At 61.9% G+C, this 18,556-nt stretch carries 22 protein-coding genes and 3 tRNA genes; 15 read left to right on the top strand and 10 right to left on the bottom strand.

Features of this window, described 5'->3' with window-relative positions; all coding sequences use genetic code 11:
* Position 1: 1 nt before the first annotated feature.
* Complete coding sequence (locus HV822_RS05610) at positions 2-1,180, bottom strand: saccharopine dehydrogenase family protein (RefSeq protein WP_238872768.1); 1,179 nt, start codon at positions 1,178-1,180, stop codon at positions 2-4.
* 251 nt (positions 1,181-1,431) lie between these two features.
* Between HV822_RS05610 and HV822_RS05605 the strand changes: the two genes are divergently transcribed.
* From HV822_RS05605 to HV822_RS05590, 4 genes are read left to right on the top strand one after another with little or no spacing between them, the layout of a single operon-like run.
* Entirely contained in the window at positions 1,432-1,734 is a 303-nt protein-coding gene (locus HV822_RS05605) for a hypothetical protein (protein WP_238872767.1), read from the top strand.
* Complete coding sequence (locus HV822_RS05600) at positions 1,731-2,201, top strand: hypothetical protein (RefSeq protein WP_238872766.1); 471 nt, start codon at positions 1,731-1,733, stop codon at positions 2,199-2,201. Before HV822_RS05605 ends, HV822_RS05600 begins: the two co-directional genes overlap by 4 nt.
* Entirely contained in the window at positions 2,170-2,442 is a 273-nt protein-coding gene (locus HV822_RS05595) for a hypothetical protein (RefSeq protein ID WP_238872765.1), read from the top strand. Before HV822_RS05600 ends, HV822_RS05595 begins: the two co-directional genes overlap by 32 nt.
* Positions 2,439-3,611 carry an AI-2E family transporter gene (locus tag HV822_RS05590; RefSeq protein WP_238872764.1) on the top strand — a complete coding sequence of 391 codons (1,173 nt, stop codon included), beginning with the start codon at positions 2,439-2,441 and terminating at the stop codon, positions 3,609-3,611. Before HV822_RS05595 ends, HV822_RS05590 begins: the two co-directional genes overlap by 4 nt.
* Here the strand turns inward: HV822_RS05590 and HV822_RS05585 are convergent, their stop codons facing one another.
* The 4 genes from HV822_RS05585 to nudE all read right to left on the bottom strand — a co-directional run bounded on the left by HV822_RS05585 (position 3,612) and on the right by nudE (position 6,542).
* Positions 3,612-4,469 (bottom strand): DMT family transporter, encoded by an 858-nt coding sequence (locus HV822_RS05585; protein ID WP_396265145.1) that lies wholly within the window; start codon positions 4,467-4,469, stop codon positions 3,612-3,614. It lies immediately after the preceding gene.
* Between the two features lie 91 nt (positions 4,470-4,560).
* On the bottom strand, positions 4,561-5,304 hold the full coding sequence (locus HV822_RS05580) for an AraC family transcriptional regulator (protein ID WP_238872762.1): 744 nt from the start codon (positions 5,302-5,304) through the stop codon (positions 4,561-4,563).
* Positions 5,305-5,311: 7 nt separating this feature from the next.
* Entirely contained in the window at positions 5,312-5,962 is a 651-nt protein-coding gene (msrA, locus tag HV822_RS05575) for a peptide-methionine (S)-S-oxide reductase MsrA (RefSeq protein ID WP_238873548.1), read from the bottom strand.
* 13 nt (positions 5,963-5,975) lie between these two features.
* The gene (nudE, locus tag HV822_RS05570) at positions 5,976-6,542 is read right to left on the bottom strand and encodes an ADP compounds hydrolase NudE (protein ID WP_238872761.1); all 567 of its coding nucleotides are present in this window, start codon (positions 6,540-6,542) and stop codon (positions 5,976-5,978) included.
* A gap of 82 nt (positions 6,543-6,624) precedes the next feature.
* Between nudE and yrfG the strand changes: the two genes are divergently transcribed.
* The gene (gene yrfG / locus HV822_RS05565) at positions 6,625-7,299 is read left to right on the top strand and encodes a GMP/IMP nucleotidase (RefSeq protein ID WP_238872760.1); all 675 of its coding nucleotides are present in this window, start codon (positions 6,625-6,627) and stop codon (positions 7,297-7,299) included.
* Positions 7,300-7,501: 202 nt separating this feature from the next.
* Here the strand turns inward: yrfG and rimK are convergent, their stop codons facing one another.
* Together rimK and rimB are read right to left on the bottom strand one after the other, a co-directional pair.
* Positions 7,502-8,407, bottom strand: a complete 906-nt coding sequence (gene rimK, locus HV822_RS05560) for a 30S ribosomal protein S6--L-glutamate ligase (protein ID WP_238872759.1) — start codon at positions 8,405-8,407, stop codon at positions 7,502-7,504.
* Positions 8,408-8,452: 45 nt separating this feature from the next.
* Positions 8,453-8,914 (bottom strand): retropepsin-like aspartic endopeptidase RimB, encoded by a 462-nt coding sequence (gene rimB, locus HV822_RS05555; protein ID WP_238872758.1) that lies wholly within the window; start codon positions 8,912-8,914, stop codon positions 8,453-8,455.
* 158 nt (positions 8,915-9,072) lie between these two features.
* Here rimB and HV822_RS05550 point away from each other — a divergent pair, with 158 nt between their 5' ends.
* The 6 genes from HV822_RS05550 to HV822_RS05525 all read left to right on the top strand — a co-directional run bounded on the left by HV822_RS05550 (position 9,073) and on the right by HV822_RS05525 (position 12,546).
* Positions 9,073-9,480 (top strand): RNA-binding S4 domain-containing protein, encoded by a 408-nt coding sequence (locus HV822_RS05550; protein ID WP_238872757.1) that lies wholly within the window; start codon positions 9,073-9,075, stop codon positions 9,478-9,480.
* Positions 9,481-9,513: 33 nt separating this feature from the next.
* Complete coding sequence (gene hslO, locus HV822_RS05545) at positions 9,514-10,395, top strand: Hsp33 family molecular chaperone HslO (protein WP_238872756.1); 882 nt, start codon at positions 9,514-9,516, stop codon at positions 10,393-10,395.
* 159 nt (positions 10,396-10,554) lie between these two features.
* Positions 10,555-12,102 carry a phosphoenolpyruvate carboxykinase gene (locus HV822_RS05540; protein WP_238872755.1) on the top strand — a complete coding sequence of 516 codons (1,548 nt, stop codon included), beginning with the start codon at positions 10,555-10,557 and terminating at the stop codon, positions 12,100-12,102.
* A gap of 188 nt (positions 12,103-12,290) precedes the next feature.
* Positions 12,291-12,366, top strand: a tRNA-Asn gene (locus tag HV822_RS05535).
* 13 nt (positions 12,367-12,379) lie between these two features.
* Positions 12,380-12,456: transfer RNA gene (locus HV822_RS05530), tRNA-Pro, on the top strand.
* A gap of 14 nt (positions 12,457-12,470) precedes the next feature.
* Positions 12,471-12,546, top strand: a tRNA-Lys gene (locus HV822_RS05525).
* A 508-nt stretch (positions 12,547-13,054) separates the two neighbouring features.
* On the opposite strand, the gene HV822_RS05520 is transcribed toward HV822_RS05525, so the two are convergent.
* Positions 13,055-14,377: an NAD(P)/FAD-dependent oxidoreductase gene (locus tag HV822_RS05520; RefSeq protein ID WP_238872754.1), complete on the bottom strand. Its 1,323-nt coding sequence runs from the start codon at positions 14,375-14,377 to the stop codon at positions 13,055-13,057.
* An 84-nt stretch (positions 14,378-14,461) separates the two neighbouring features.
* Complete coding sequence (locus tag HV822_RS05515; protein WP_238872753.1) at positions 14,462-14,638, bottom strand: DUF3094 family protein; 177 nt, start codon at positions 14,636-14,638, stop codon at positions 14,462-14,464.
* A gap of 152 nt (positions 14,639-14,790) precedes the next feature.
* On the opposite strand from HV822_RS05515, the gene HV822_RS05510 reads away from it, so the two are divergent.
* On the top strand, positions 14,791-15,468 hold the full coding sequence (locus HV822_RS05510; RefSeq protein WP_238872752.1) for an energy-coupling factor ABC transporter permease: 678 nt from the start codon (positions 14,791-14,793) through the stop codon (positions 15,466-15,468).
* Positions 15,469-15,526: 58 nt separating this feature from the next.
* Complete coding sequence (locus tag HV822_RS05505) at positions 15,527-15,742, top strand: hypothetical protein (protein ID WP_238872751.1); 216 nt, start codon at positions 15,527-15,529, stop codon at positions 15,740-15,742.
* Positions 15,743-15,775: 33 nt separating this feature from the next.
* Here HV822_RS05505 and HV822_RS05500 read toward each other — a convergent pair whose 3' ends face one another.
* The gene (locus HV822_RS05500) at positions 15,776-16,480 is read right to left on the bottom strand and encodes an SIMPL domain-containing protein (RefSeq protein ID WP_238872750.1); all 705 of its coding nucleotides are present in this window, start codon (positions 16,478-16,480) and stop codon (positions 15,776-15,778) included.
* 154 nt (positions 16,481-16,634) lie between these two features.
* On the opposite strand from HV822_RS05500, the gene HV822_RS05495 reads away from it, so the two are divergent.
* Complete coding sequence (locus tag HV822_RS05495) at positions 16,635-17,903, top strand: ATP-binding protein (RefSeq protein WP_238872749.1); 1,269 nt, start codon at positions 16,635-16,637, stop codon at positions 17,901-17,903.
* Positions 17,903-18,457 (top strand): response regulator transcription factor, encoded by a 555-nt coding sequence (locus HV822_RS05490; RefSeq protein WP_238872748.1) that lies wholly within the window; start codon positions 17,903-17,905, stop codon positions 18,455-18,457. The genes HV822_RS05495 and HV822_RS05490 overlap by 1 nt, the downstream gene beginning before the upstream one ends.
* The last annotated feature ends 99 nt before the right edge of the window (positions 18,458-18,556 follow it).

The raw sequence follows: 18,556 nt of genomic DNA, 5'->3' as shown, positions 1-18,556 counted from the left end.
ATCAACCCTCCAGCTTGAAGGTCAGCCCGGCGTGCTCCTGCAGGCGCTTGATCAGCTTGTCGCCCATCGCCGGTGCGGTAGTCCAGATGCCGCCCTGGGTGTCGGTGGCATCACGCACCAGGCAAACGGCGCTTTCGGCAATCATGCGCGAGGTCGAGCCGTAACCCGGATCGCGTTTGCCCGCCACGCTCGCCATCAGCGTCTTGCCGTCGGCGCCCTCACCAATAAACAGTACGTCATAGAAGCCAGTTTCACGTTCTTCCTTGGTCGGGCCTTCACCCGGCTTGGGCGCGTCGTCGCCGGCCAGTGACTTGTCGCCGGTCACTGCTTTGGCGATGGCTTCGCCTTGCTCACCAGGGCCCGTCAGAATCATCTCGTCGTAGACAAAATCGTTGCCATAGTCGTGGCCCAGCAGGGCGTTGGAGCGATGCACGTTACGGGTGTTGATGGCGGCCATGACGAAGGGGGCGGCCCAACTGCCCAGCGATTCGTCAAACTCCGGCTTGGCCGCCGGCGGTTGGGCCGGGCCGGTAAAACCGGGTGTCAGTGCAAAGGGGTTGCCCAGCAGCTGGTAGATTTCCGGGTTGGCCTTGGCGGCCGCCAGTGTGGCCTTCAGGCTGGCAGCGGTGCCGCCGGAGAAGGTGCCTTTCATCTTGCGTACACGGCCCTTGACGCGCGGCAGCGCTGCGCCAAACTTCTCCTTGGCGGCTTGCTGCAGGAAGTACACCCCCAGATCGAAGGGGATGGAGTCAAAGCCGCAGGAAAAGACGATGCGCGCGCCGCTTTGCTTGGCGGTTTCGCCGTGGGCATCAATCATCTGGCGCATCCAGGCTGGCTCGCCGCACAGGTCGACATAGTCGGTGCCGGTCTCGGCACAGATGCGCACCAGGTCGGAGCCGTAGAGCTGGTAGGGGCCAACGGTAGTCAGCACCACGCGGGTGCGCTCGGCCATGGCGCGCAGGCTATCGGTATCACCCGTGTCGGCGACCACCAGCGGCGTGCTGGCAGGTGCGCCAATCTCGTCGCGAACGGCTTCCAGCTTGCTCTGGCTGCGGCCGGCCATGGCCCAGCGCAGCTTGCTGTCTTCGGCGTATTGCTGGCTCAGGTATTCGGCGACCAGGCGTCCGGTATAGCCGGTGGCGCCATAGACGATGATGTCGAATTCGGGCTTGCTGCTCATGCAGGTGTCCTCCGGGTGTCGGGGTACGGGTATCTGAACTTTGTATTGTGTGGGTCAGTCCCAGCCAATGCGGGTGCTGACATGCAGGCTAGTCTGGCACAGTTGGCGGAGTATCACCGCTATCGCGGTCGGGGTTTCCCTGGGGCGAATGGCGGGCAATAATCCGCAGCCATGACGGGCCGCAGGGCGGCGCCTATAGTGCTTATATGATTGGCACCTGGCCAAAAAATGACGAATGCAAGGAGATCGACATGGCAGCAGAAAAAACACCCCAGACCTCGCAGAGCAAGCAAAGTGAGCTGGCCGCCAGCAAGGCAGCGGTGGGCGAGGCCTATGAGAAATTACTGGAGGCACGTGATCATTTTGCGTCGGCGGCGCAGGCGGCAGGGTTAGAAGTGCGCCACGACGCCCTGGAGCACCTGCTCAAAGGTCGGGAGAAGGCTGAAGAGCTGGGCGCGCAGGCCAACACCTACATTCGCGAGAAACCGCTGGCAACCGTCAGCCTGGCCTTTGCTGCCGGCTTTGTGCTGTCCCAGTTGCTCTCGCGCAAATGACCGGTTCACCGGCCGATCAGCCGGAGGCGGCGCAAGAAGCCGCCTCCGGTGCAGAGCAGGCGGAGCAGGGTACTGCCAATGACGCCCTGGTGGAGCAAACTGCAGCCTGGCTCGGACAGATTGCGTCGGCCAGCGGCGAGTTGGCGCGGCTTTTTCGTTTGGAGTGGCAGCTGACGTTGGGCGATGCCAAACGCGTATTGCTGCTTGGCGTATTGCTGGTGCCGCTATTGCTGTTTGCCTGGTTGATGCTCAGCGCCCTGGTTGGCTGGGCGGTGTGGTACGCAGCCGGGTCTGTTGGCCTGGCCCTGGCGGCGATGCTGGCGTTGCAGTTGGTTTGCATAGCGGGGCTGGTGCGGCAGATTGGGATTTATCAGCGGTCTCAGGGGTTCCGGCGCACCCGCGCCCACCTGAAGCGACTTTTGCAGGGAGCAGGTGATGAAAAGGCAGCAACTGATAGCGGAGATTGAGCAGCTGGATCGCCAGTTGGCGGTACGCCTGGATATTGTCGAACTCAGTGGTGCGCTGGTGCGTCATCAGCTCCGTCAGGTTCACCCTGCGCTACTGGTCGGCGGCGGTACTTTGGCCGGCGCGGCGACGCAGCGTTTGGGGGTCGAGCGCGGCTGGAGCATGGGGTTGACGGGTTTGCGCTTGCTGCCAGTGGCCCAGAGCCTGTTGCCGCTGTTGCGTAACCTGGGGGTTGCGCTGTGAGCCTGGCCGAGCAGCCCAACGAAATCGAGGAAATTACTGGGCCCAGGCAGAAGACACCACCGGTGCAGATGGCGCTTTACTGGCTGCTGGCGCTGGCCTGCCTGTACACCTTGTATCTGGCTAAAACCCTGTTGCTGCCGGTGATTGTGGCGGCCCTGTTTGCGTTGCTGTTGAGCCCTCTGGTCGGGCTGCTGAAGCGCTTTCATATTCCACGTACCCTGTCGGCTCTGCTGCTATTGGCAGCGGTTGGTGTGCCCTTCACGTTGCTGGGCATGCAGCTGGCGGAGCCGGCTGAAAAATGGGTCAAGCGCATTCCCGAATTGTCTGCGCAGTTGACCGAAGAGCTCGACGAGTTCAGTCGTAAGTTATCGCCCAACGAGACACCCGTGGTGCAACCGCAGGTCAAACGCGAGGAGGGTATGCGCCTGTTTGGTTGGTTTCGTGATGATGAACCGGAACCTGCCCCCAGCCCGGCGCCGGTCTCGAGCAAGGACAGTGCAGTATCAGACCGGGTGATGCAGGGCGGTGTAGAGCTGTTGGTGAAGGTGCTGGGGGCCACGCCGGCGGTGTTGGCGCAGTTCTTCACTTTCTTGGTGCTGGTGCTGTTTATGCTGATCTTCGGGCCGACCCTGTACGGCACCTTTATTCGCGTGTTTCCGCAAATTCGTGACAAGCAGGCGGCTACCGATCTGTTGGAGCAAGTCCAGTATGAGCTGTCTCGCTACATATTGACCGTCAGCGTCATCAATACGCTGCTGGGCGCGATCACAGGCCTGGTGCTCTACCTGATGGGGGTAGAGGACGCGTTGCTGTGGGGCGTGATGGTGGGCCTGCTCAACTTTGCCCCCTACGTCGGGCCCGTCATCGGTATGGCAGTGCTGTGCCTGGCCGGGGTTGTGCAATACGGCCCCGTGCTGGCGGCGTTGCTGCCGACGCTGGTGTACTTCGGTATCAATCTGGTCGAAGCGCAGTTTGTCACGCCAACGGTGCTAGGCCACAACATGCGTTTGCACCCACTGATATTGATGCTCTGGTTGATTCTCTGGGGTTGGATGTGGGGCGTGGTTGGCGTGTTGATCGCCGTGCCGCTGCTGGTTTGCCTCAAGCTGGCTGCCGCGCGGCTGGGGGTGTTGCCGCACTGGGTCAAGCTGATCGAAAGCCCGATCTGATCAGACGGGCTTGGGAGCCCGCCGTACCATCAGCACTGCGCTGATGATCAGCGCGCCGCCCAGCAACATGCGCAGCGTTGGTTGTTCGGCAAACAGCCACCAGGCGATAAGAATGCCGTACACCGGCTCCAGTGCGAAGAACAGCGATGCCACCCGGGCTTTCAACACGCGCAGGCTGGAAACAAAGAGCACGTGTGCCAGGCCGGTACACAGCACGCCCAGCAGGCCGATCCACAGCCAGTCCAGTGCGGGCATGTGCAGCATGGGCGCCATGCCAAAGGGCAGCATGCACGCCAGCACCACCAGGTTTTGCCAGCAGGCAATCTGCACCGGGTGCAGGTGGCCGCTGGTCAGGCGATTGCCAACCGAGACAGCGGCGAAGCAGAAGCCTGAGAGGATTGCCCACAGCAGGCCACTGGTGTTGCTGGCCGCCAAATCGAATTGCGCCGGAATCAGCAGCAGACCGCCGCACACCAGGGCGACTTTCAGCAGATCCGAGGCGCTCGGCTTTTCACGCCAGAACACCGCTTCCAGCACCACCACAAAGGCCGGGAAGCTGGCAAAGCCAAGGGTGGCGATGCCGACACCGGACAGTTTGATGGCGTGGAAAAAGGTTAGCCAGTGAATCGCCAGAAACACTCCGCACAGTATCAGGCTGCCCAGGCGCTTGCCGGTCAATCCGGCTGCCAGCGGGTTGCGTGCCCAGAGCGCGAAAAGCACCAGCGCCGCCACCGCGAAAACAGCCCGCCCCAGGACAATGGCGTCGGGTGATGTACTGGCCAGCTTGCCGAAGATGCCCGTCAGGCCGAACAGCAGGGCGGCAACGTGCATAAAGGCTAGAGCGCGGTTGTGGGTCAGGTCGGTCATGGCGGCCTCGCAACAGGGTGAGGCGCCATGTTAGCGCTGCCTTCGTGCGGCTGCTGTTGCCTGCGTGCTGGATGTTGTCGCGCTATTGCTGCTGGCGCAGTTGGCTGGGCGTAGCCTGCCAATACCGACGAAAGGCCTGGGTGAAGGCGCTTTGGCTGCTGTAGCCGCATTCGGCGGCAATCTCGGTCAGGGCTCGATCGGTATGCAGAACCAGCTGGCGCGCTCGCTGCAGACGACGCCGACGCACGTACTCAAGCGGTGTGCAGCCCAACTCACGCAGGCACCAGTGGTTCAGGCGCGAGGCGGACAGCCCGCTGACGGTAGCCAGGTCGGCGACACCCAGCGGATGGGCCAGATGCCCGTCTATGTACTGGTTCAGTCGAGCCAGCGGCAGACGTGCCGGGGCTGGTGGTTCGCCCAGTAGCGCGCCAATCAGCAGCGCGGCGCTGGCGTCCGCCAGATGGGGTTGCGCTACGATGAGAGGTGCCAGGCTGCTAACCAGCCCGCTTTGTTCGTCGCTGAGTGGGAGCAGCTGGGTCTGCTCAAGCAGAGCCTGTTGTCGGCTACGCTCCTGCGTCAGGCCGCTCAAGGTCAAATTACTGTCGATATCCAGCACCAGGCAGTTGCCCTGGTCGGGGCTGAAGAAGGCGTGGCGCTCGCCCGGCGCGATGATCGCTACGTTGCCGTGTTGTACTCTGCCGCCACCTTTTCCGAATTCCAGCTCCAGGCTGCCGTTCAGGCCAAACACCAGTTGCGCTTGCTGATCATGGCTGTGCGCGTCGCTGGCGTTGGCGTAGTGATGGATGTCGAGCTTGGTTGCTGGCATGTCGGTCTCAGCCTGGCAGGCACACGCCGGTGCCGCCCAGTCCGCAGTAGCCATTGGGGTTTTTGGCCAGGTATTGCTGGTGGTAGTCCTCGGCGTAGTAGAAGGTCGGAGCCGGCAGGATTTCGGTGGTAATGTCGCCCTTGCCCGCCTGTTCCAGGGCGTTGGCAAAGTTGGCACGGCTGGCTTCGGCAAAGGCGCGCTGCGACAGGTCGCTGACATAAATGCCGGAACGGTACTGGGTGCCTTGGTCGTTGCCCTGGCGCATGCCCTGAGTCGGGTCGTGGGACTCCCAGAACACCTTGAGCAACTGCTGCAGGGCAACTTCCTGCGGGTCGAACACTACCAGCACCACCTCGTTGTGGCCGGTCATGCCGGTGCACACTTCCTCGTAGGTCGGGTTGGGGGTTGTGCCGGCGCAATAGCCGACGGCGGTGGTGTAGACGCCGGGCACCTGCCATAAGCGCCGCTCGGCGCCCCAGAAACAGCCCATGCCAAAGATGACCTGCTGCATGCCTTCGGGAAAGGGGCCGTGCAGCGGCGTGTTCAGTACGCTGTGGTGGGTTTGGCTGGTGGCAAGCGGCGTGTCGCGGCCGGGCAGGGCTTCTTCCGCCGTGGGCAAACGCAGCTTGTGTTCGGGGATACGTTGGAAAAACATCAGAACCTCCTGTGGCTCAGCGTTGCAGCTCGCCGCGTTGTTCCAGCAGGTCGCGTACCAGATAGAGTGCTGCCAGCGCCCGGCCCTCGGTGAAGTTGGCGCGGGCGGTCAGCTCGCTGAGCTGATACAGGTCGACCTGATCGACGCGGATGGGTTCGGGCTCATCACCCGGCAGTCGCTTTTCATACAGGTCGCGCGCCAGTACCACGGCGATCTTCTGGCTCATGTAACCGGGTGACAGCGACAGGTGGGTCAGAAGCTCCAGCTGTTGCGCGCCAAAGCCGGCTTCTTCCATCAGCTCACGGTTTGCCGCATCGAGCACATCTTCGCCGGGCTCAACCAGCCCCTTGGGCAGCGACAGCTGATAGTCGTCGGTACCGCCGCAATATTCCTCGATCAGCAGGGCGGTGCGCGCATCCCGCAGTGCTACCACCATCACGGCGCCGTAGCCCTGTCCCTTGTTGACCAGGCGTTCGTAGGTGCGTTCAACACCATTGCTGAAGCGCAGCTGCACCTGCTCGACAGTGAACAGGCGGCTCTTGGCAACGATTTTGGCTTCCAGCGTTTGCGGCTTTTGCGGCATGGAGACTCCGTGGTGATAGGCCGGGTGCTTGGGTATCATAGCCGCACCCAAAGCACATTCCCAAGCCCAAGTCCGAGCCGCAATGCTGAACTGGAACATGATCGATACCGTCCTGCTGGATATGGACGGCACCCTGCTGGATCTGCACTTTGACAACCACTTCTGGCTCGAGCACATGCCCGCCTGCTACGCGCGCCATCACGGCCAGTCGGTCGATTGGGCCAAGGCCGAGCTGTACCCGATGATGCAGGCCATTCAGGGGCAGCTGGAGTGGTATTGCCTGGATTACTGGACCCGTGAGCTGGGCTTGCCGATTGTTGAGCTCAAGCGCGAGATTGCCCACCTGATCAGTCTGCGGCCGGACGCCGATCTCTTTCTGCAAACGCTACAGCAGACCGGGCGTGAAGTGGTGCTGATTACCAACGCCCACCGCGACTCGTTGTCACTCAAGCTGGAGAGGGTGGAGCTACGCACCTGGATTCAGCGCCTGATCAGCTCACATGATTACGGCTACCCGAAGGAGACCCAGGCGTTCTGGCATGCCCTGCAGGCGGACCTGCCCTTTGATCCGGAGCGTACGCTGTTTATCGACGACAGCCTGAGCGTGCTGCGCTCAGCCCGTGACTACGGTATCGCCCATCTGCTCGCCGTGCGCGAACCCGACAGCCGCGGCGCACGCCGTGATACGGAGGAGTTTGAGGCGGTGGAGGACTACGCAGAGCTTGCGCTGGCAGCGCAAGCTCTGGCCGAAGGCTGAAGGCTAGAAGTCGTTTGGGTGCTCTTGCAGCTGCTGTGCCCGGTTCTGCTTTCCTGCAACGGACGCGACATGTCGCGTCCCTACGTTCGGTGATCAATACCTGGCGAGAGCACTTCTCATGGCTCAGCCACCCACGCAAACTCTTGGCCTCCAGCTTCCAGCTTCCAGCTTCCAGCCCCCAGCCGGCCGCAGCCTGCGGCTGCTAACCCTTCCCCCTCGTTCGCGTCTGATTGGGCCGTGCGGTCTTCTCGATATAGTCGATAATCAGGCCGGCGACATCCTTGCCGGTGGTGGCTTCGATGCCTTCGAGGCCGGGGGATGAATTGACCTCCATCACCACTGGGCCGTGGTTGGAGCGCAGGATGTCGACGCCGGCAACACTCAGGCCCATAACCTTGGCGGCGCGTACGGCGGTCATGCGCTCCTCAGGGGTGATCTTGATCAGGCTGGCGCTGCCGCCGCGGTGCAGGTTGGAACGAAACTCACCAGCCTTGGCCTGGCGCTTCATGGCGGCAATCACCTTGTCGCCTACCACCAGACAGCGGATGTCGGCGCCACCGGCCTCGCGGATGTACTCCTGCACCATGATGTTGGCCTTCAGCCCCATAAAGGCTTCCAGCACCGACTCGGCGGCCTTCTCGGTCTCGCATAGCACCACGCCGATGCCCTGGGTGCCTTCGAGCAGTTTGATCACCAGCGGTGCGCCGCCGACCATGCTGATCAGGTCGGGAATGTCATCGGGTGAGTGGGCAAAACCGGTGACCGGCAGGCCCACGCCCTTGCGAGCCAGCAGCTGCAGCGAGCGCAGTTTGTCGCGTGAGCGGCTGATGGCCACCGATTCGTTCAACGGGAATACGCCCATCATCTCGAACTGACGCAGCACCGCCGTACCGTAGAAGGTAATGGAGGCGCCGATGCGCGGGATCACCGCATCAAAACCCTCCAGCTCCTCGCCCTTGTAGTGGATAGAGGGCTTGTGGCTGGCGATGTTCATATAGGCACGCAGGGTGTCTATCACCCGCACTTCATGGCCGCGCTCGGTCGCCGCCTCGATCAGGCGGCGGGTGGAATACAGCTTGGCGTTGCGCGATAGAATCGCAAGTTTCATGGTACTTCCCTTGGCGCAGCTATGGGCGGTGTGAGGGGTGATAGGTCAGCCGAGGCTATCGGTCTGGGGTTTGTCCTGAACGAAACGCAGGCCCGGATTGATGACCAGTTGGGCGTCCTGCATGGCGGTGCAGCCCAGCAGCATGCGGTAGCGCATCGCTTTGCGGCAGGTCAGGGTGAAGTCGACCAGCCAGCTGCGGTCACCGAGCACCAGCGGTGTGCGGATAACAAGGCGCTCCTGCAATTGGCCGTTGGAGCTTTTGATGCGCTTGAGGTCGATCAGTTGTGCTTCGCAGGTGCGGGTTGTCTGCTTGCTGCGGCTGCCAACGTGGGCGTCAAAGCGCACCCAGTCCTGTCCGTCGCGTTCAAAGGTGCAAATATTGCTGGCGTGCAGGGCCGATGTCTTGGCGCCGCTGTCTATCTTGGCAATCATCTGGCTGATGCCAAGGCCGGGTAGCGCGACCCATTCGCGCAGGCCGATCACGCTCAGATGATCAAAGGTTTTCACGCTCGATTCTCCAGGCCAGAGGCCGTTGGGCGCGCATCATGCGGCAAGTCTCGGCATTCGACAAGCCTGTTATAGTGTGCCGCTGAAGGTTGCGCCAGTTACGGCCAGATGTGCTGTCATGCCGGGGCGCCGCGCTATTGGAATGGAGTACAGACCCTATGCCCGATGTTGGCAAGTTGCGCCTGGACAAGTGGCTCTGGGCCGCCCGTTTTTTCAAGACCCGCTCTCTGGCCAAAAGTGCCATCGAAGGGGGCAAGGTGCACTGTGGCGGCGAGCGCTGCAAGGCCAGTAAGGAAATCCGTGTTGGCGATCAGCTGCAGATTCGCCAAAGCGTTGATCAGCGTAGCGTCGAAGTATTGCAGTTATCTGATCAGCGTCGTGGCGCGCCCGAGGCACAGTTGCTGTACCGCGAGAGCGAGGAGAGTATTGCCGCCCGCGAAAGCGCAGCAGCCCAGCGCAAGGCCCTGGGCGCCGGCGGGCAGATCAGTGACGGCCGGCCCAGCAAGAAGCAACGTCGTCAGATCTTTCGCTTTCGCGATGAGCGTAATACACCGTCAGCGGACTGATTGGGTATAATCGCGGCTTTTTGAAGGTGCATCATGGCTGCTCAGGACACTACCCAGCGCTTTATCTTCGACAACGCCGATGTGCGCGGTGAGCTGGCCTCGCTCGACAGTAGCTATCGCGAGATTCTGGCCAAGCATGCCTATCCGCAGCCGGTGCAGGCGCTGCTGGGCGAGATGCTGGCCGCTGCTGTGCTGCTGTCGACCACCATCAAGTACGATGGCTTGCTGATCCTGCAGGCGCGTTCCAGCGGCCCGCTGTCCACCCTGATGGTCGAGTGCTCCAGCGATCAGGCCGTGCGCGGCATCGCCCGCTACGCCGATGACCTGCAGGGCGAGACCCTGGATGAGCTGATGCCCGACGGCGTGCTGGCCATCACCATTGACCCGGTCAAGGGGCAGCGCTACCAGGGCATTGTGTCGCTGGAGGGTGGTTCGCTCGCCACAGCACTGGACAGCTATTTTGCCAACTCCGAACAGTTGCCCACCCGCTTCCGCTTGCTGGCCGATGGCCGCAGCGCCCGCGGTTTTCTGCTGCAGGCACTACCCGCCGATCGCCAGCCCGACGCCCAGGAGCGCGATGAAACCTGGCAGCGCCTGAACATCCTCGCCGATACCCTGACCGCCGAAGAGCTGATCAGCCTGGACAACCAGACCCTGCTGCATCGGCTCTACCACGAGGAAGACGTGCGACTGTTCGACGCACGTCCGGCGCGGTTTGAGTGCAGCTGCTCGGCCGAGCGTTCGGGTAATGCGCTGGTCAGCCTTGGACGCGACGATGTACTGGAACTGCTGCGGGAGCAGGGCGGCGAGATCACCGTTGATTGCCAGTTTTGCAACAGCCGGTATCGTTACGACCAAGCTGCGGTGCTGGCCTTGTTCGAAGCCGCAGCCGAGCACGCCCGCAGCCTGCATTGAGGCAGGCTGCGCCTTTGTCTTTTTTTTGGCATAATGGCGCGCCTGCGCGCTGTGCCAGCGCTGTATCCCATGGATGAAATTTATCTGAACCCCACAGACTTAGGCCGATTTGGTCGGTCTTAGCACTTATTCGGTCGAAGTCGAAGAGGACCCTGTTTGATGACGCAAGCTACCAATACCGTGTACACCGACCTCAGCGTCGCACATCTGATCGAGCTGGCCATTCAGCGCAACGAGGGCCAACTGGCTGACACCGGCGCCCTGGTAGTGAAGACTGGCGAACGCACTGGCCGCTCGCCGATGGACCGCTTCATCGTCGATGAGCCCTCCACCAGCTCTGCTATCGCCTGGGGTGCCGTCAACCGTCCTTTCCCGGCTGACAAGTTCGATGGTCTGTGGGCCCGCGTCGCTGACTACCTGGGCAGCAAGGAGAGCTTTGTCTCCCACGTGCACGTTGGTGCCGACCCGCAGCACTACCTGCCGGTGGTGATGGAAACCGAGACCGCCTGGCACAACGTGTTCGGCCGCACTCTGTTCATCAACCCCGAGCAGTACAACCCGTCCTCCAAAGATGCCTGGCAGATCATGAATGCGCCGTACTTCGTGTGCGAGCCGGAGCGTGATGGCACCAACAGTGAAGGCTGCGTGATCATCAACTTCGCCCAGCGCAAGGTGTTGCTGGCGGGCATGCAGTACGCCGGTGAAATGAAGAAGGCCATGTTCTCGGTACAGAACTTCCTGCTGCCGGCCAAGGACGTACTGCCGATGCACTGCGCCGCCAACGTTGGCGATGACGGTGACACCACGCTGTTCTTCGGCCTGTCCGGCACCGGCAAGACCACCCTGTCTGCCGACGAAGCGCGTAACCTGATTGGCGACGACGAGCACGGCTGGGCTGAAGGCTCCGTGTTCAACATTGAGGGCGGCTGCTACGCCAAGTGTATCGACCTGTCGCAGAAGAACGAGCCGGTTATCTGGAATGCCATCAAGTTCGGCTCCATCGTCGAGAACGTGGTTATCGATCCGCAGAGCCGTCACGCCGACTACACCGATGTCAGCCTGACCCAGAACACCCGTGCAGCCTATCCGCTGGAGCACGTCGAGAAGCGCGTTGAAGCTAACCTGGCCGGTGAGCCGAACGCGATCATCTTCCTGACCTGCGACCTGACTGGTGTTCTGCCGCCGGTGTCCATCCTCAACAACGAGCAGGCGGCTTATCACTTCCTGTCCGGTTACACCGCACTGGTCGGCTCTACCGAGATGGGGTCTGGCGGCGGCATCAAGTCCACCTTCTCTACCTGCTTCGGCGCGCCGTTCTTCCCGCGTCCGGCTGGCGAGTACGCCGAGCTGCTGATCAAGCGCATCAACGCCTTCGGCAGCAAGGTCTACCTGGTTAACACCGGCTGGACCGGTGGCTCCTACGGCACCGGTAGCCGCTTCAGCATCCCGACTACCCGCGCGATCATCGCCGCGATCCAGTCTGGCGCGCTGATCGGTGCCGAGACCGAGCATCTGCCGGGTATCAACCTGGATGTGCCCAAGGCCGTTCCGGGCGTTGAAACCAAGCTGCTGAACCCGCGTAACACCTGGGCCAACGGCGCAGACTACGATCAGGCTGCGCAGGAACTGGCCAAGCTGTTCGTCGAAAACTTCAAGAAGTTCGAGGTTTCCGACGCCATTGTTGCAGCAGGTCCGCAACTGGCCTGAGCCGCCATCTTGGTGCGCTGACGAAACCCGCCTTCCGGCGGGTTTCGTGTTTCTGGGCGATGGGCATAGAACATTGAAATAAAAGAGATAAAAAGGGTTGACACTCCCGCGCTGGCCGGTAAAATGGCGCGCCTCAGCAGGGGATATGTGTACCAACCACTACCGCTGTTGAGGTGTTTCAAGGCCGGTCCGCGATAGCTCAGTTGGTAGAGCAAATGACTGTTAATCATTGGGTCCCAGGTTCGAGTCCTGGTCGCGGAGCCAACTTGGAATAGTACGGGGTATAGCGCAGCCTGGTAGCGCGCCTGCTTTGGGAGCAGGATGTCGAGAGTTCGAATCCCTCTACCCCGACCAGTTTTTTTGAGCATGGGTCGTTAGCTCAGTTGGTAGAGCAGTTGGCTTTTAACCAATTGGTCGTAGGTTCGAATCCTACACGACCCACCACTCAAACCCCTCCCTGTAGTGCCTCTCCTTTCTATCTGAATATCTTTACCCGTCCTGCCTTGAGCGGGTTTTTTGCGTTTGTGGTTGGCGTGGGCGAATGGCATGTGCTGTGCCCGTGGGTACGATCAGAACGCGGCCATTTCCTGCATTGTGCTGTTGCTGAGTCAGCCTTTCGCCTTCATGGCGAGCCAAGGGGGGGGCTGCTTGCCCAGCCCCCCTTAGCAATCCCCCCGGGCACCCGACTACGCGGCCCTTCGGCTTCGCTGCGTTGCTCGGGCTGACGGGGAGTCGCAGAACTCGGGGCTGCGCCCCTCAAGCATGCTGCGACTCTTTATCCCGCCAGCCCTGCGCTACTCGCCCGCGTAAACGGGACGAACCCTGCGTGCACGCTGCGCCACCGAAGTATTGGCCAACCGGGAAAAGAACTTTATCGCGTTACCTCAACGTGCCACGAAGGACTAAACAAAACCCCGCACGCGGCGGGGTTTGTCTGTGGCGTTAGAGGCGCTCAGTGCAGCTTCAGGCGCGGTTCAGTGGTTCGCCCGAACTGGTCGCTGAGCATCAGCATCAGCGTGCGTGGCACGCCGTACAGGGCCATCTGATGCATGCGATACAGCGATACGTAGAACATGCGTGCCAGGCGGCCTTCCAGCATCACGTTGCCGGTCAAGTTGCCCATCAGATTACCCACAGCGCTAAAGGTCGATAGCGAGATCAGCGAGCCGTAGTCCCGGTAGCTGTATTCTTTCTCGGGTTTGCCATCAAGCAGGTTGCGCAGGTTTTTCGCCAGCAGGCTGGCCTGCTGGTGAGCTGCTTGCGCCCGTGGCGGTACAAACTTGCCGGGCTCGTCGGTAGGGCAGGCGGCGCAGTCGCCGAAGGCGTAAATGTGCTGCTCGCCCTTTACCTTGAGGGTGCGGTCGACTTCCAGCTGGTTGATACGGTTGACCGGCATACCGAGGCCGGCAAGGAAGGCCGGTGCGCGAATGCCGGCCGCCCAGACCTTGAGGCTGGCGGGAATTTCCTCGCCGTTGCCCAGCACCAGTCGGTCTGCCTTGACCTCTTTGACCGGCGAGCCGGTGTGCAGGTGCACACCCAGGTCGCGCAGGATTTCCGTGACCGGTCCACTAATCCGCTCCGGCAGGGCGGGCAGCAGGCGCGGGCTGGCTTCGATGATGTTGATGTTGAGGTCTTCCGGGCTGATTCGGTTGAAGCCGTAGGCGCGCAGCAACTGGGCTGCGTGGTGCAGTTCGGCAGACAGTTCGACGCCGGTGGCGCCGGCGCCGATGATTGCCACATTGATGGGTTCGCGGGTGGCGTCACGCTCGCTGACCTGGGCTTTCATGTACTGGTTCAGCAACTGGCGGTGAAAGCGTTCGGCCTGGGCGCGGGTATCGAGGAACAGGCAGTGCTCGGCAGCGCCGGGCGTATTGAAGTCATTGGTGGTGCTGCCGACGGCGATGACCAGATAGTCGTAGTCCAGCTCGCGCGGGGCGATCAGTTCTACGCCTTTCTCGTCCGCGATGGCGGCCAGCTGAATGGTTCGGCGTTCGCGGTCCAGACCCGTCATGGCGCCCAGCTGAAAGGCGAAGTGGTTCCACTTGCCTTGGGCCACGTAATTGAGCTCGTCTTCGGTGGAGTTCAGCGAGCCGGCAGCGACCTCATGCAGCAGGGGCTTCCAGATGTGGGTCATGTTGGCGTCGACCAGGGTGATTCTGGCCTTGCCCTTGCGGCCTAGCTTGCGGCCCAGGCGGGTAGCCAATTCCAGGCCGCCGGCGCCACCGCCGACTACGACAATGCGCGGAGAAGCGCTGGGAGTTGCTGAGTCTGACATCTTGGTTTCTCACGGATAAGGGAAACGGGCGTCAGTCGGTGCTGTGCGGCGTTTGGCCGCTTGGGCGGGTGCGGGCATGGTCGCTCAGACGGCGACGAGCTGGGCCAGCAGGCGCGACAGCAACCCCAAGCCAACCACCGAGGCGATCACGATGGCAACGAGTATCCAGACCCGAAACGGTCGGCGTTCAACCTGATGAACTGGCGAGGCGAGGTATTGGTCCACGCGCTTCTGATCTTCCGGGTTCAGCCGACTTGGCATGGGGCGGCCTTCTTGTAGGTGGTGCAGTACGTTGCTGCGAACAAGGCTTGACTGACTTTGCGGTCATTCTAGACCCTCGCAGGCCCGAATGCATTACTCCTTTTGACCCGTCACGCCTGCTATCATGCCTGCCACCGTTCGAGGAGACTGGCATGCTATCGGCAGCGCTGTTGACCCCGCTGCAGACCACCCTATGTCTGCTGTTGTACGCAGGGGCTACCCTGTGGGCGCTGGCCCGCGTCAGTTGGGTCGAGCTGGTCGCGGACAGCCGCCGTCAGCACTTGTTCTACGGGTGTGCATTCGCCCTGTTTGCCTTGTGGCTGGTGCGTCGCGGTTTTGATAGCGGCCTGACGGTGCACTTTCTCGGGTTGACCGCCGTTACGCTGATTCTTGACTGGCCTCTGGCCTTGGCTGCTGCTGCCATCGCGCAGCTGGCGCTGGTGCTGTTGGGGCTGGATGACGCCGCTGCGCTGGGCGCCAACGGGCTGCTCAGGGTGCTGGTGCCGGTGGTTATTACCGTCGCCCTGAGTCGGGCGCTGGAAGCACGTCAGCCGCGTAACCTGTTTCTCTATATCTTTATCAGTGCCTTCTTTGCTGCCGGCTTTAGTGCCGTGGGTACGGTGCTGACGGGGATGGGGTTGCTGCTCTGGTCGGGGCAGCTGGTCGCGCCGGACAGCCTGGTTGAGCTATTGGGGTATCTGCTGTTGGTGATGTTCCCTGAAGGCTTCGTCAATGGCATGGCAATCGCGGCGCTGATTGTCTTCCATCCGGACTGGGTTGAGACGTTCAATACGGACAGATACCTTCAGGCGCCTTTGGATGATGACTAAGGTCAATGCCTGAGGCCTACGTACATGCTTCAATGCACCCTCGAACAGGAGAAGACCGATGTCTGCTTACAAGATTGCACAACAGGCGATGGCTGAGGCCATCGAGAAGGCTGCCGCGGCGGGTCACGACGAGCAGGCTTTGGCGCGCGCGCTGATGAGCGAAGTGATTGCGGTGTACAAGCGGGGGCGCACGCCGCAGGACATCGCCAGCGAGTTGGATTTTCTGGCCAACAACCTGGACGATGATGAAGATTACGCCTTTATGCGCCCCTGAGGCGGGCAACCGCAGGGGCAGGGTGGGGCTTGCTCAGTTGCCGCGAACCTCGATTACGCCGTTGGCACTGACGGCGACGTCTGACTGACCGCCTTCGACCTGCGGCGCGCCGCCGGCCGCGTCGGCGGCCATCATCAGTTTCTCGGCGCGATAGCGCATCGGCTGCATGTACTGGGTGTTGAGGTTCAGATTGACGATCTTGTAGTCGCTACCACCGAGGCTGCGGGTGGCGATGTCGGCCCTGGCCTTGAAGGCTTCGATGGCGCTGGCAATCAGTTGGTCTTCGGTCTTGCGGCGGCTGTCGGCGGACAGGCTGAACTGCATGCTGCCCAGGCCCAGGTCGCCGAGCAGCTCACCGGTGAGCGAGGAAATAGCAGCAAAGTCACTGCCTTCGATGTTGATCTCGCCGCGCTCGCGCCAGGCAATGATGTTCTCACCCTTCTCGTCATACACCGGATGGCTGCTGCGGCCGCCGCTGCTGACGCGAATATTCTGGCTCTGGCGTGCGGTTTCCAGGCCCGCATTGAGGCGCCGGGTAATGGTTTCGGCCAGCTTGGCCGGGTCGCGATCCTGCGCCTCGGCGTAGAAGGTCACTTGCATGGTGTCATGGTTGACCGCTTGCTGGACCTGGGTTTGCAGGGAAATCTGGTTATAACGCGGCTCGTCGGCCTGCGCGGCGCCGGCCAGCAGGCTGCCGCCGAGCAGCAGGCCGGTCAGTGGCAGAATCAGTGTACGCATGGTGTTCTCCTTGTGCAGTGTTGACTCAGACCCGATGCTGGCAGGGCAGTTCCCGGATTTCGCCATCTAACGCTTTGTGCGACCCTGTGTCACATCGGCCCGCGCTGCGGGCTCTCTATACTGGAGTTTTTCCCGCGTGCCGCACCGAACCCTTATGAGTGTTAACACCCTGGCCCTCTCTCCCTCCAGCCAGAACCTTTGGCGCCTGGTGTTGATCCGCCTGCTGGTATTGCTGGCGCAAAGCGTTTCGGTACTGGCAGCGTATCTGAGTGGCTGGTTTCCGCTGCCCTGGACGCCGTTGCTCGCGGCCCTGAGTGTCTCGGCGCTGGTCAGCATCTTGACCCTGCTGCGTTTGCGTACCGGTTGGCCGGTGACCAGCCTGGAGTATGCCATTCAGTTGTTGTTCGATATGGTGATTCACAGTGTGCTGCTGTACTACTCGGGCGGGCCGACCAACCCCTTTGTGTCCTATTACCTGGTGCCGCTGACCATTGCGGCTGCTACCTTGCCGTGGTTTTTCACCGCCGTGCTGGCAGTGGTGGCAGTTACCTCCTACAGCGCACTGCTGGTCTGGTATCAGCCGTTGACTGCCTTCGAGATTCCGTTGGGTGGCGGGCTGATCAACCTGCACGTGATTGGCATGTGGCTTAACTTTGCCATGAGTGCTGGACTGATCAGCCTGTTTGTCGTGCGCATGGCCGACGCCTTGCGCCAGCATGCCGATCGTCTTGCGCAGCGCCGTGAGCAGAGCGCCCGTGATGCGCAATTGCTCGGCATTGCCAGCGTGGCTGCGGGTGCTGCGCACGAGCTGTCTACGCCGCTGTCGACCATGAGCGTGCTGCTCAAGGAAATCAGCAAGGACTATTCCGACCCCCAGCTGCAAGAAGACATGGCGGTGTTGCAGGAGCAGGTCCGGCTCTGCAAGGAGAGCCTGCAGCATATGGTGCGCAGCGCTGAAAGTAGCCGCCTGCAACCGGAGCGGAGCGAGTCCGCTGATGTGTGGCTACGGGCCTTGCTGGAGCGCTGGCAGCTGATGCGGCCAGAGGCTGCCTGGCAGTGGTTGCCACTGCCGAAGGGGGCGGCGCCGGTGATGCGCGCAACGCCAGAGTTGGGACAGGCAGTGCTTAACCTGCTGAACAACGCTGCCGACGCCTGCCCGGATAATATCCAGATCAGCCTGCAATGGGATGCCCAGCAGGTGATCCTGCGCATTCGTGATCATGGACCCGGTGTACCCCTGCACATTGCCGAACAGCTGGGTACCGCCTTTGTGACGACCAAGGGCAAGAAGGGTTTCGGGCTGGGGCTGTTCCTCAGTCAGGCGGCAGTGGAGCGCCTGGGAGGCAGTGTGCGGCTGTTCAACCAGGACGGTGGTGGTACCCTGACCGAAGTACAGTTGCCGGTGGCGGCAGGAGAGAGTTGATGACTGACGAGCTAAACCAGGAAGAGCAGCCGCGCGTGCTGCTGGTGGATGACGACCCGACCTTTACCCGCGTCATGGCGCGGGCACTGAGCCGGCGCGGCCTGCAGGTAGATACCGCTGGTGGCGCCGAGGAGGCCATGCAGGTGGCTCGCGCCCAGCGCCCTGACTACGCCGTGCTGGACCTGAAGATGGAAGGGGACTCGGGGCTGGTCTTGATGCCGCGCTTGCTGGAGCTCTACCCCGACCTGCGCATCGTTATCTTGACCGGCTACTCCAGCATTGCCACAGCAGTGGAAGCCATCAAGCGTGGTGCCTGCAATTACCTGTGCAAACCGGCTGATGCTGACGATGTGCTGACCGCGCTGCTGTCGGAACAGGCCGACCCGGAATCACTGGTACCCGAGCACCCGATGTCGGTTGACCGCCTGCAGTGGGAACACATCCAACGGGTGCTCGCCGAGCACGAAGGCAACATCTCCGCCACCGCCCGCGCCTTGGGTATGCACCGACGGACGCTGCAGCGCAAACTGCAGAAGAGGCCAGTGCGCCGCTGAGGCGGCGCACAGCTGGAAGCTGGAGGCTTAAGGCTGGAAGCCGGTTATCGGGGTGAGTGGTTTTTTAATGCGCCAAGGTCTGACTGCGCAGGATAAAGA

It is taken from the genome of Halopseudomonas maritima (assembly GCF_021545785.1).
Taxonomy (GTDB): domain Bacteria; phylum Pseudomonadota; class Gammaproteobacteria; order Pseudomonadales; family Pseudomonadaceae; genus Halopseudomonas; species Halopseudomonas maritima.
The sequence above is the reverse complement of the archived record's forward strand: the minus strand, read 5'-3'. Positions and strand labels throughout refer to the sequence as shown.